Here is a 12,894-nt window from a genome sequence, read left to right on the forward strand (position 1 = left end):
GTAGCAGAACCGTGGATGATTGGGGTGTCATCACCTGGGAAGTCATAGTCGTTCAATAGTTCACGAACTTCCATTTCTACTAGTTCTAGTAGTTCTTCGTCATCTACCATGTCGCATTTGTTCATGAATACGATGATGTATGGTACGCCAACCTGACGTGACAACAAGATGTGTTCACGAGTCTGTGGCATTGGGCCGTCAGTTGCTGATACAACTAAGATTGCGCCGTCCATCTGGGCGGCACCGGTGATCATGTTTTTAACATAATCGGCGTGACCTGGGCAATCTACGTGTGCGTAGTGACGTGTGTCTGTGTCATATTCTACGTGTGAGGTGTTGATGGTGATACCACGTGCTTTTTCTTCTGGTGCTGAGTCAATAGACGCGTAGTCTTTTGCTTCGCCACCAGAGGTGATTGCAGCTACGGTTGCGATTGCAGCGGTAAGGGTGGTTTTACCATGGTCAACGTGTCCGATGGTACCGACGTTGACGTGTGGCTTGCTACGTTCAAACTTGGCCTTTGCCATGGGTATTTCCTCTTTTTTTTGGTNCTTTGCCATGGGTATTTCCTCTTTTTTTTGGTTCCAAGGCTTAATTCATATAAATATGACAATTAAGAAAATCTTGGTCACCTTAAGATAATTGTTAAAAGGTTACACATACTAATGTGCAGATATTATAAGAAAATTGCGACCAATAACAAGTCTTTTAACAAGTTATTGGCCGATTCTTTAGTGACAATACACAGAGATACTCTATATTGTCACCTTTAGTAAGCTTTATTTACTCGTCATCATCTTTAGAGTTGTACTTAGAGATGATTTCAGCAGCAACTGATTTTGGAATTTCAACGTACTTTTGGAATTCCATTGAGTAAGTTGCACGGCCTTGTGACATAGAGCGCATTTGAGTGGCATAACCAAACATTTCCGCTAATGGTACTTCAGCACGAATCTGTTTAGTGCCACCAGGTAGGTCTTCCATACCCTGTACCAAACCACGACGACGGTTAAGATCGCCCATGATGTCGCCCATGTAGTCTTCAGGTGTTTCAACTTCTACTTTCATCACTGGCTCAAGTAGCGCTGGATCAGCTGCTAAGAAACCTTTTCTGAAGGCCATAGAACCTGCCATCTTAAATGACAATTCATCAGAGTCAACGTCATGATAAGAACCATCATACAAAGTCGCTTTTACGCCAACAACTGGGTAGCCTGCAAGTACGCCGTTTTTCATGCGTTCTTGGATACCTTTATCAACAGCACCGTGGAATTCTTTTGGTACCACACCGCCAACAACTTCTTCAGCGAATTCATATTCAGTATCGCCAGCTGGATCAAGTGGTTCAAGACGTAACCATACGTGACCAAACTTACCACGACCACCTGTTTGACGTACGAATTTGCCTTCTTGTTCAACAGTGTTACGAATCGTCTCACGATAAGCAACCTGAGGTGCACCGATGTTTGCTTCAACGTTGAATTCACGCTTCATACGGTCAACAAGAATCTCTAGATGCAGCTCACCCATACCACTGATAATCGTCTGACCAGATTCTTCGTCAGTGTGTACACGGAACGATGGATCTTCTTTTGCCAAACGGCCAAGCGCGATTGACATTTTTTCTTGGTCAGCTTTGGTCTTAGGCTCAACCGCTAGAGAGATAACTGGATCTGGGAATTCCATACGCTCAAGCGTGATCACATTGTCTTCGTCACATAGCGTATCACCAGTCGTTACATCTTTCATGCCGACTAGGGCTGCGATATCACCTGTACGAATCTCTGCAAGCTCTTCTTGAGAGTTTGCCATCATCTGTACAATACGGCCAACACGCTCACGCTTCATTTTAACTGGGTTATAAACACTGCTACCCTGCTTCATGACACCAGAATAAACACGTACGAAGGTTAAGTTACCAACGAACTTGTCGTTCATGATTTTGAACGCTAGTGCTGAGAAAGGTGCTTCATCTGATGCTTCACGGCTGCCTTCGCTTTCGTCTTTGTCATCAAGAATACCTTTAATAGCAGGTACGTCAATTGGTGCTGGTAGATACTGGATAACCGCATCTAGCATCTTTTGTACGCCTTTGTTTTTAAAGGCAGTACCACAAAGAAGTGGGATGATTTCGTTATCAATAGTCAACTGACGAATAGCACTGTGGATCTGCTCTTCAGTCAATTCACCGTTTTCTAGATATTCGTTCATCAACTCTTCATTGGCTTCAGCAGCGCTTTCTACAAGGTACTCGCGATACTCGTCCGCTTTGTCTTGTAGTTCAGTTGGGATATCACGCTCATCATACTGCATACCTTGAGACGCTTCGTCCCAATAGATAGCTTTCATAGTCACTAGATCAACAACGCCTTCGAAGTCATCTTCTTTCCCAATTGGAATAACCAATGGTACTGGCTTGCCGCCAAGACGGGTTTTGATCTGTTCGATAACACGATAGAAATCAGCACCAACACGGTCCATTTTGTTTACAAATGCAAGACGTGGTACTTTGTATTTGTTCGCCTGACGCCATACGGTCTCAGACTGTGGCTGAACGCCGCCTACTGCACAGTAAACCATGCAAGCGCCATCAAGTACGCGCATAGAACGTTCAACTTCGATCGTGAAGTCAACGTGACCTGGGGTATCGATGATGTTGATACGGTGTTCGTCAAACTGTTTAGCCATACCTGACCAAAAACAAGTTGTTGCTGCTGAGGTAATAGTAATACCACGCTCTTGTTCTTGCTCCATCCAGTCCATAGTGGCTGCGCCATCATGTACTTCGCCAATTTTGTGGCTAACACCGGTATAGAATAAAACACGCTCAGTAGTGGTCGTTTTACCAGCATCGATGTGCGCTGAAATACCAATATTGCGATAGCGTTTTAGGGGAGTTTTACGAGCCATAGTGTTTTCCTAGGAAAAGTCGTGTATATAATAATGTATTGTGTCTCTACCTCATACTCTATGACAAAGCGTTCAGCTTCGTAATATTACTTACTGATTATTGAGCCTAATACGGACAAAAAAAGAGCAAATACTAAGAATAGTGTGGCATCAAATTTGGGATGTTCTCTAATGAAAGGATGAAAGTCATACTTGTTAAGAGAAACATCTTGATAGAAGTCCGCCACCCCAGTCATTAATAAATAACATTTATATATGACCGAATGATGATGGCGGCAATCAATAGAATAAACAATAATGTAAGATTAATGAGTATGAGCTATTAATCTCAAGCTACTGTTAAAAAGTAGCTTAGAAACGGTAATGAGAGAATGCTTTGTTAGCATCTGCCATGCGGTGAACTTCGTCACGCTTTTTCATAGCAGCGCCTTTGCCATCAGCAGCATCATTCAATTCGCCAGCTAAACGCAAAGCCATTGATTTTTCAGAACGCTTAGCAGCAGCTTCAGCTAACCAACGCATAGCCAAGGCAGTACGACGGGAGGGGCGTACTTCCATTGGTACTTGATAGGTTGCACCGCCAACGCGGCGAGCTTTTACTTCTACCATTGGGCGTACATTTTCAAGCACTTCTTCGAAGAAAGATACTGGATCTTCAACTTTACGCTTCTCACTTACTGTCTCAAGTGCACCGTAAACGATACGCTCAGCAGTAGATTTTTTACCATCACTCATTACATGGTTGATGAATTTTGCAACAGTTTGGCTACCAAATTTAGGATCCGGTAGGATCTCACGGGCAGCAACGACGCGACGTCTTGGCATAATAAATTTCCTTATCTTCAGGAGTGTCTAACATTCACAACATCGACTACTCATCATTAGGGTATAGCAGTGAGTTATCAGTTAGCCTTACTGCATGGTGGTATGTTTTAAGAGCAAATCACTTATATAAAAGTAATATGACTACTGACACCAAACCCATGCACAGTTATTGGGTAGTACAAAAAGCTTTGTTAATAACGTTTAGTTATTAAACTTTAGGCTTCTTAGCACCGTACTTAGAACGACCTTGCTTACGGTCTTTAACGCCTGCGCAATCTAATGCACCGCGAACAGTGTGATAACGTACACCTGGTAGATCTTTTACACGACCACCACGGATTAGAACAACACTGTGCTCTTGTAGGTTATGACCTTCGCCGCCGATGTAGCTTGATACTTCATAGCCTGAAGTCAAACGTACACGACATACTTTACGCATGGCAGAGTTAGGTTTTTTTGGCGTGGTAGTATATACACGAGTACATACACCGCGACGCTGTGGGCACGCTTCCAACGCAGGAACTTTTGACTTTTCCTTGATGGTTTTGCGACCTTTACGAATCAATTGGTTAGTTGTTGCCATAAGGCATCCTTCTCCCGTTTGGTATAAAACAAAAAAATGGGCCAATGCACCATCTATCTGACAATAATTGCAGATTTTTGGGCACCCATTTTTAGGACAGTGTATTATAAAGAGTTGTTGCTGCTATTTCAACCACTTATGAATGGTTTCGCTTTACAACATTTGATAGATATGCATTCAGCCTCGCATTATATCACTTTATCGTTTTTTTGCCGAAAAACAGCGTCATAAATAAAGTAAACAAGGCAAGCTCAAGCATCATTAAGAAAAGATATTCGAATATAAATGCTACTTGATAGTAACTAAGTGGTGGTATTTATCCTGATTTCAAGTCACTCTACTCAACCGAACCAAGATAAATACCATTGTGCTTATTAATATACAACCTAACTAGCAAATAATATGTCTATTACTTGGCTTTTTTATCAGACGTTTGCTTGTCTGAGTCTTTTTTGCTACTGGTTTCTTCTGTATCGCTATTTTCTTCTGTCTTTTCTGTGTCTTTCTGCGCATCGTTATTACTGGCTTTTTTTACTTCAGCCTCGCTACTACTGTCATCAGTAATGGCACGATTGGCAAGTTTTGCCTCTGGCGCAAAAGTCGCTTTAGCAACGCCAATCACTTCATCAATCAACTGACTGTTATAATGTACGCCGATGGCTACTGCTGTAACGGGAATGAAACGGCGAACCCATAATAGGTTTATTTTGTCCAAATCAATTCCTACTTGGCTAGCAATACTGTCTATTTGCTCAGCATAGTAGTTTACGTTTTGATTTTTTAGACCTAAGTTCTTCAGCTCGCTATGCAACCCGTGGCTCTGAGCATTATCCAGCAAACCTTTACCGATACCCATACCTGCTAGCAATGCTTGTTTTTCTTGCATTTTGCTTAGATCGGCACTTGAGAGCAATTCGTATGCCATTTTCACACCTTGTTTACCTGTGAGCGGCTTATTGTATATAGCTGCAATTTGGTAGACAGTACGTAGAGATACCAATAATAGCCATAAGGTATCAGCAAGTAGACCTGGCAGCCCTGCTAGACCCGTAAGGCCGCCCATTGCTGCAAGTGCACGGTTTTGATTAGCGATGTCAGTTGCAAGTGCATAACGCTCTTCATCATCTAAAGTAGCAATATTGGCAAAGCGATGCTCGTTCGGTAAGTCTAATTGACTCCAGTTTGATGCAAGTTTAGCAACTTGAGCAAACGCGCTATCTACTGTCGATTGAAAAAAGCTATTTGGTACGACTTTTTTGGCATATTTGCCATAAGTAGCAAAACGTGGACCTAATAATTGCTGCGTAGCCTTTAAGGTTTGCTCACGAAATAAGTCTTGTTGATAATCCTCATCGCCTAAATCTACCGCTTTGTATTGGCGCGGTTTGCCTGTTTTGGCATTCATGCTATCAATCATGGAGCCCAAGCGCTCTAGGTTGTTGCGTGTGAAAGAGCCAATAGTATTGATACTTTTTGAAAGAGTGCTAGGCTTTGCCATCGTGATGTCCTTAATATGATGAATAATAATGTGATGAATAATTTTTTTAGTAATAGTGATATGAATGTGTTTAATCTTCAAGCTGTCAGTGTAATAAGTCAAGGTCGTTCCTGTCAGTGCGAACAATGTTATCGCAATCACAAATTTTGTATCTAAAAGTACAACTTAATTTTTGTCCGACTTAACCATAGCCTTTAGCTTGCCCACATTGTTTTTCATAAACAATAAAGCGATTGCTCAAACAACAAGGTTTCATAGCCACTCAATTTCTCATTACCTTGTAGCGATAGAGGCTATTTCGCCATTATTTTACACTTGCCCAAAGATTTTCACTGCTTGATACGTTATCATGTGCCGTAAATTAGAGCATAATTGTACACTGAAATGATATTGTCTTTAATAGGCTGTAATTATCTTAATTCATGCTATCGTTATCTACATAGACTGTTTTTTCACTATAATGCTCAAATTCATTCATCGTTAAACCTCATATATAGACTTACAACGATTATTGCCTGTCAATAGCGGCAAATCGTTACTTACAAGGAATAGAATATGCGTCGCGTCGTTATCACTGGAGCAGGGATTGTCTCTTGTATCGGACATGATTTAGCCACGGTCACTACTGCTCTTAAAGAAGGAAAGTCTGGTATTACGTTTAATGATTCTTATGTTGAGCACGAGTTTAAATCACACGTGAGCGGTAGTATTAATCAATCAGAATTAGATACTAGTGGTATCGATCGTAAACTCAAACGCTTTTTTAGTGATGCCAGTCTGTACGCTTATGTCAGTGCACTAAACGCCATTGAACATTCAGGACTGTCACTTGACACCATCAATAACAATCCACGCGTGGGTGTGGTCGCAAGCTCAGGCGGTGCGTCAACAGAAAACATCGTGAACGCTGTGGATGCCATGCGTGAAAAAGGTCTACGCGGTGTCGGTGCGATGGCTGTACCTAAAACCATGGGCAGCTCAGTATCAGCAGCCCTAGCCACTGGTCTAAAAATCCAAGGTGTCTCTTACTCGCTTGCCTCTGCTTGCGCGACCTCGACTCATTGTATCGGTCATGCCGCTGAGCTTATCCAACTGGGTAAAGCTGATGTAATATTGGCTGGTGGTAGTGAAGCTGAGCATTGGACACAGTCTTGTATGTTTGATGCGATGGGTGCAGTGAGTACTCAATATAATGACACACCAACACTCGCCTCAAGAGCTTATGACAAAGATCGCGATGGTTTTGTGATTGCTGCTGGTGGCGCGATGGTTGTGGTAGAAAGTTTAGAGCATGCTCAAGCACGTGGCGCCAATATCTTGGCTGAAATCGTGGGTTACGGTGCTACCTCTGATGGTGCCGAGATGGTTGCGCCAAGTGGCGAAGGCGCTGTACGCTGTATGCAACAAGCCTTAGCTGAAGCTGGCCTAGAAAGCGTTGATTATATCAATAGCCATGGTACCAGCACACCGCTGGGCGATATCACCGAGCTCAAAGCCATCGCGCAGGTGTTTGATAATGATATCAGCAAAGTACCTGCGATCAGCTCAACCAAATCCATGACTGGTCATAGCTTAGGCGCTGTTGGTGCGCAAGAGCTGATTTACTGCCTACTTATGCTACAAGACGGCTTTATTGCCCCAAGTATCAACGTTGACAACCTAGATCCTGCAGCTGAAGGTTTCGATATCGTCACTCAAATGCGCGAATCAAACCTTGAAACCTTGATGAGCAATAGCTTCGGCTTTGGTGGTACTAACGCCACGCTCATCATCAAAAAATTCGACGCTTAAACCATGCTCGCACCAAATCAAACGATAACTAAGCAGACAGATTCTGCCCCATCGCCAGCTAGTAAATCTAGCTGGCGTTTTGGTGATTTGTCAGCGGCTGAATTAATGCCACAGCTAAGACGCCATTTACTTAACCAAGATGATGCAGCAAATTGGCAATTGGCTTGGTTAAATAATGATGGACGACCAGTAATTGGCTTGCTGCCTAAAGTCAGCTGGTCGGTTTATCCAACTGATCAAAAACCTTCTAAAGATTCAGTCAATACTTATAGAGTGGTTAAAAACTGCCGTGATAACTGCTCTACTCATAGCGAAAATACCATGACAGCCTATATGAGTTATCTAGAATGGCAAAATGAGCTTATTGCTTACAGCAAAGCTTATGATACCGATAATAATAGCTCAAATAACGTAAACCCGAAAAGCACAAAACCCTGTTATTATCATGGTCTGATTGGTTTTATCGGTTACGATATCGCTGCTTATGAGCTGAGTCCTAAAGATAGGATCGAATTGGCAAATCAGCCTTGTGCCTCATTAGGGCATTATGATATCTATCTAACACCTGCTGCAGATACTGATACCGGTTGGGAGCTAAAAAGTATTCAAACCAATAGCAGCTCTGATGAAGCTGTCGGCAACAAGTCAAAAGATGAGTTCATAGTTACTCTGACATCCTACCTAGATGAACTGGATAAAAAGCTATCCGACAAACATCTTAATCAAGCACAATCTAAGCACACCTCACATACTATACCTGTCGTCCTAACGGCACGATGGAGTAAGCGTGATTATCAGCAAGCATTTGATCGTACTCAAGACTATCTACAGCAAGGCGATTGCTATCAAATCAACCTAACGCAAACGTGGTCGGGCTACTTGCCGCGTAAGGATGATGCCAATCAACAGCCTTTAGCGCTTATCGATTATCTGCCTGCGCTACATCATAATACCAAAGCACCTTTTGCAGGCTATTTGAGCGTTGATGGTACAAGCGTTGAGCACGTTGATACCTTTAACCACAGTTTTGAGTTATTAAGCTGCTCGCCTGAGCTGTTCTTTACATTTACCAAAAATAAAGTGACTGATAAGCACCATATTCTGACCAAGCCAATCAAAGGCACTATGCCTCGTGGCTCCACTGACGAGCAAGATGAATCGTATAAGCAACAACTGGTCGATAGCGAAAAAGACCGTGCCGAAAATGTCATGATTGTGGATCTACTGCGTAATGATTTGGGTAAATATGCCAAGATCGGTAGCGTAAAAGTACCGCAACTGTTTGCGATTGAGAGTTTTAGTAACGTGCATCATATGGTCAGTACTATTACTGCTGAGCTAAAAACTGATACTCACCCGTTGGCTGTACTGTTTGGTAGTCTGCCTGCTGGCTCTATCACTGGCACACCAAAAAAACGAGCCGTCGAAATTATCTCTGAGCTAGAGTCTACACCACGCGGTGCTTATTGCGGCACCATGGGTTATATGAATTTTGATGGCAGTGGTCAATGGAATGTACTCATTCGTACCTTGCAAGCTGGTGCTTCATTAACTGATGAATTTAATAAAGAAAAACACATAAATCTATGGGCGGGTGGCGGTATTACGGTCGCGTCTGATTGTAATGCTGAATATCAAGAGTGCTTAGATAAGGTAGGCAATCTACTGGCGGTGTTGGCGAAAAAAGTATAAACGACTGAAATACTATTTTGCGCTGGCCTCTAAAGAAAAAAGCCTGCTTAACATTGCGCTAGCAGGCTTTTTTAGTACTTATCGATAGCATTTACTACACAAGCAGGTAAACCATTAATCAGCCGTCATGCTAGTCTCTGTATGCAGCTCTTTTAGCGTATCAATCAAGCGCTCATGCTGCTCGGCGGTACCCACAGTAATACGCAAATACTCACTAATGCGCGGCTTATCAAAATGGCGAACGATAATCCCTTGATCGCGCAATATACTCGCCACAGCACTTGCATTACCCTCTTTTGGACGGGCAAAGATAAAGTTGGCATGCGAGGGCAATACTTTATAGCCTAGCGCCGTCAACTCTTCGGTCAATGACGTACGCAAATCGATAACCTGTTGGCGCGTTTGCTCAAAATAATCCACATCTAGCACACTTGCCGTCGCACCAGCTTGCGCTAGCTTATCCAGTGGATAGCTATTAAAGCTATTTTTCATACGCGTCAATGCTTCAATCAACGAAGCACTACCAAAGGCCATCCCAACACGTAAACCAGCAAGTGACCGTGATTTTGAAAAGGTCTGCGTCACGATAACGTTGTCACACTCATTGATTAAACTGACCGCTGAGACTTGCGAGCCTATACTGTCTGCATCAGCCTGCGCAAAATCAATGTATGCCTCGTCAATTACAATCACGGCATTAGAATGCTCGCTGGCTAGCTTACGGATATCAGCAAGCGATAGGAGTAAACCAGTCGGGGCATTGGGATTGGCAATAATAATGCCGCTACAAGGCTGGCGATAAGCATCAGGATCAATACTAAAATCGTCTTCTAATGGGATTTTGACGAGATGCACACCAAAAGTCTGTGCATAGACAGGATAAAAGCTGTAGCCAATATCAGGTGATAAAAGCGGACGCTCTTTTAGGAAGAAACTGGCAAATATAAGCGCCAATACTTCATCTGAGCCATTACCGACAAACACTTGGCTGACATCAAGGTCATATGCTTGTGCCAATGCAGCACGCAGGTCATTGGACTCTGGAGCTGGATACAAGCGCAGCTCATCAGCCTGCTGCATAAGTACCTTAGCAATCGCCTCCCCTACCTTTGGTGAAGGTGGAAAGGGGTTTTCATTGGTGTTCAATTTGCACAAGTTATTATGCTGCGGCTGCTCACCCGGTACATAGGGTGATAAGTTGCGGGCTTTAGATGACCAAAGTCTGGTATCTATCTTTGACTCACTCATAAATTATCCTACTAATTAGCCATACAGACTATTAAAAATATCTATCAAAAGTAAAAATGAAGACGCTCAAAATATCTTACTGATAACGATAACGGGCTGAGCGCGCATGGGCTTCTAGGTCCTCACGTTGCGCTAGAATATCAGCCGTCTCAGCTAATGGCTTGCTGCCGGATTCACTGCAATAAATAATTGATGATTTCTTCTGAAAGTCATAGACACCTAAAGGTGAAGAAAAGCGCGCAGTACCAGAGGTTGGCAGCACATGGTTTGGCCCCGCGCAATAATCTCCGATGGCCTCAGGCGTGTGACGACCCATAAAGATAGCACCCGCATGACGAATATCCTCTAGCAATGCATCAGGGTTATCAACGGATAACTCCAAATGCTCAGGGGCAATGCGATTAATCAGCGCCATACCCTCGCTACGATCTTTCACTAAGATAAGTGCACCACGATTTTGCAGCGAGTCACGCGCGATATCTGCTTTTGGCAGCTCAGCGAGTGCTCTTTCTATCTCTAACTCGACTTCTTTTAACTGCTCTTCACTGGTCGTCACAAAGATAGCTTGAGCGATACGGTCGTGCTCTGCTTGCGACAACAAATCCATCGCGAGCCAATCAGCTCGATCTTGCGCTTCACCCTCTGCATATACTAACACTTCTGAGGGGCCTGCAATCATATCAATGCCGACTTGTCCAAATACTGCGCGTTTGGCTGCCGCGACATACTTATTCCCCGGCCCTGTGATTTTATCCACCGCTGGAATGGTTTCGGTACCGTAGGCTAAAGCTGCTACCGCCTGTGCGCCGCCAATGGTAAAGACACGGTCAACTTTGGCCAAATGAGCGGCTGCTAATACCAATGGATTAAGCACGCCTTTAGGTGCTGGCACGACCATGATAACTTCAGTAACCCCAGCTACTTTGGCAGGAATAGCATTCATCAATACTGATGATGGATAAGATGCCAAACCACCCGGCACATAAATGCCAACACGATCAAGTGGCGTGACTTTTTGACCTAAGCGATTGCCTAGCTCATCTTCATATTGCCACGTTTCTTGTACTTGACGCTCATGGAAGGTCTGTACCCGAGTAGCTGCTGTGGTCAATGCCGTTTTTACATTCTCATCCAGATTGGCAAATGCATCGGCAAGTGCTTCTTTAGACAGCTCTAACTCTTGCATCGTTGTCGCTGGATGCTGATCGAATTGCTGAGTTAATGCCAATACGACGCTATCACCATCCGCACGTACTTGTGCGATGATATCGTCAACGGTATGCAATAATTCAGCATCATTGACGGTTTCAAAGGCAAGCAGTTGTGTCAATTGATTGTCAAAATCGGCATCTTGGGTACTTAACTGGCGCATGACCTAATCCTATATCTGAGCATAAAATACTGCTGAAAATAAACGGCGTGAATATAACTAAAGTATGCTTATTATTCACAAATATGGCGACTTACTGGCTGTCTTCTTGTCTAAATTTTACGGCGATTTTATTTTTTCGCAAGCTAAGACAATAAAACCAGTTTAGCACGCTATATCACTCATAGCCTGCTAAACTGGTTTAAAAATTCGCATCATCATGCTTTATATTACCAATGATTGACACCGGTTTACTAGGCATTGGCAATACTGTTTTTAAAGCTATCTAAAATGGGTTCTAGTAACGCAAATTTGCGCTTATAGCTGACTTGATTGACGATAAGACGTGATGACACATCACAAATATGATCGCGCGCTTCAAGTCCATTCGCGCGTAGGGTATTACCCGTATCAACCACATCGACAATCAAATCGCCCAAGCCCACCAATGGCGCAAGCTCCATTGAACCGTAAAGCTTGATAACATCAACTTGCTGACCTTGGCTCGCAAAATAAGCGCGCGCTACATTGACATATTTGGTCGCGATACGCAGACGACGATTGGGCAGTGGTGCATCTTTTACGCCAGCGGTCATCAATTTGCATTGAGCAATTTTTAAATCAAGCAATTCATACACGTGGTTCGCGCCATGCTCAAGCAGCACATCTTTACCCGCTACACCAAAATCAGCCGCGCCGTGTTCGACGTAGGTCGGTACGTCGCTCGCACGCAAGATTAATACCCGTACATTTGGGTTTGAGGTTGGAAAAATAAGCTTACGCGACGCTTCAGGATCTTCTAGCAAATCAACGCCAGCAGCCCGTAACAGCGGCATCGTCTCCTCTAGAATACGGCCTTTTGATAACGCCAACGTTAGACCTGAAAATTCATCGTTTACTTCGTTTAGTAGACCGTCGGCTGGTGCAGGTTTGCTTGTCTCAGTCATAATGACATCGTGTCCATGTGCAGTTAGTTTC

At 43.5% G+C, this 12,894-nt stretch carries 10 protein-coding genes; 2 read left to right on the forward strand and 8 right to left on the reverse strand.

Going from position 1 to position 12,894, the window contains the following annotated elements; all coding sequences use genetic code 11:
- The 5 genes from AC58CZ_RS12605 to AC58CZ_RS12625 form a co-directional block, all read right to left on the reverse strand.
- A partial coding sequence (locus tag AC58CZ_RS12605; RefSeq protein WP_497413145.1) for a GTP-binding protein occupies positions 1 to 527 on the reverse strand: 527 nt, incomplete at its 3' end.
- 256 nt (positions 528 to 783) lie between these two features.
- A complete protein-coding gene (gene fusA / locus AC58CZ_RS12610) occupies positions 784 to 2,910 on the reverse strand; it encodes an elongation factor G (RefSeq protein ID WP_494224824.1) in 2,127 nt (708 codons plus the stop codon).
- A gap of 351 nt (positions 2,911 to 3,261) precedes the next feature.
- Positions 3,262 to 3,735: a 30S ribosomal protein S7 gene (gene rpsG, locus AC58CZ_RS12615; protein WP_057761735.1), complete on the reverse strand. Its 474-nt coding sequence runs from the start codon at positions 3,733 to 3,735 to the stop codon at positions 3,262 to 3,264.
- 208 nt (positions 3,736 to 3,943) lie between these two features.
- Complete coding sequence (rpsL, locus tag AC58CZ_RS12620; RefSeq protein WP_011281154.1) at positions 3,944 to 4,318, reverse strand: 30S ribosomal protein S12; 375 nt, start codon at positions 4,316 to 4,318, stop codon at positions 3,944 to 3,946.
- Positions 4,319 to 4,727: 409 nt separating this feature from the next.
- Positions 4,728 to 5,816, reverse strand: coding sequence for an EcsC family protein (locus tag AC58CZ_RS12625; protein WP_494224825.1), 1,089 nt, complete (start codon positions 5,814 to 5,816; stop codon positions 4,728 to 4,730).
- Between the two features lie 555 nt (positions 5,817 to 6,371).
- On the opposite strand from AC58CZ_RS12625, the gene AC58CZ_RS12630 reads away from it, so the two are divergent.
- The gene (locus AC58CZ_RS12630; RefSeq protein ID WP_494224826.1) at positions 6,372 to 7,607 is read left to right on the forward strand and encodes a beta-ketoacyl-ACP synthase II; all 1,236 of its coding nucleotides are present in this window, start codon (positions 6,372 to 6,374) and stop codon (positions 7,605 to 7,607) included.
- 3 nt (positions 7,608 to 7,610) lie between these two features.
- A complete protein-coding gene (locus AC58CZ_RS12635) occupies positions 7,611 to 9,299 on the forward strand; it encodes a chorismate-binding protein (protein ID WP_494224827.1) in 1,689 nt (562 codons plus the stop codon).
- Between the two features lie 114 nt (positions 9,300 to 9,413).
- Here AC58CZ_RS12635 and hisC read toward each other — a convergent pair whose 3' ends face one another.
- From hisC to hisG, 3 genes are all read right to left on the reverse strand, one after another.
- Positions 9,414 to 10,547 carry a histidinol-phosphate transaminase gene (gene hisC, locus AC58CZ_RS12640; RefSeq protein WP_494224828.1) on the reverse strand — a complete coding sequence of 378 codons (1,134 nt, stop codon included), beginning with the start codon at positions 10,545 to 10,547 and terminating at the stop codon, positions 9,414 to 9,416.
- Between the two features lie 76 nt (positions 10,548 to 10,623).
- A complete protein-coding gene (hisD, locus tag AC58CZ_RS12645) occupies positions 10,624 to 11,919 on the reverse strand; it encodes a histidinol dehydrogenase (protein WP_494224829.1) in 1,296 nt (431 codons plus the stop codon).
- A 251-nt stretch (positions 11,920 to 12,170) separates the two neighbouring features.
- Positions 12,171 to 12,863 (reverse strand): ATP phosphoribosyltransferase, encoded by a 693-nt coding sequence (gene hisG, locus AC58CZ_RS12650; RefSeq protein ID WP_058025507.1) that lies wholly within the window; start codon positions 12,861 to 12,863, stop codon positions 12,171 to 12,173.
- Positions 12,864 to 12,894: the final 31 nt, after the last annotated feature.

This window comes from Psychrobacter sp. CR212 (genome assembly GCF_059693765.1).

Excerpts from the sequence above, each read along its gene's own strand:
- fusA (WP_494224824.1), bottom strand. The coding sequence starts at position 2,910 with ATGGCTCGTAAAACTCCCCTAAAACGCTATCGCAATATTGGTATTTCA.
- rpsG (WP_057761735.1), bottom strand. The coding sequence starts at position 3,735 with ATGCCAAGACGTCGCGTCGTTGCTGCCCGTGAGATCCTACCGGATCCT.
- rpsL (WP_011281154.1), bottom strand. The coding sequence starts at position 4,318 with ATGGCAACAACTAACCAATTGATTCGTAAAGGTCGCAAAACCATCAAG.
- AC58CZ_RS12625 (WP_494224825.1), bottom strand. The coding sequence starts at position 5,816 with ATGGCAAAGCCTAGCACTCTTTCAAAAAGTATCAATACTATTGGCTCT.
- AC58CZ_RS12630 (WP_494224826.1), top strand. The coding sequence starts at position 6,372 with ATGCGTCGCGTCGTTATCACTGGAGCAGGGATTGTCTCTTGTATCGGA.
- AC58CZ_RS12635 (WP_494224827.1), top strand. The coding sequence starts at position 7,611 with ATGCTCGCACCAAATCAAACGATAACTAAGCAGACAGATTCTGCCCCA.
- hisC (WP_494224828.1), bottom strand. The coding sequence starts at position 10,547 with ATGAGTGAGTCAAAGATAGATACCAGACTTTGGTCATCTAAAGCCCGC.
- hisD (WP_494224829.1), bottom strand. The coding sequence starts at position 11,919 with ATGCGCCAGTTAAGTACCCAAGATGCCGATTTTGACAATCAATTGACA.
- hisG (WP_058025507.1), bottom strand. The coding sequence starts at position 12,863 with ATGACTGAGACAAGCAAACCTGCACCAGCCGACGGTCTACTAAACGAA.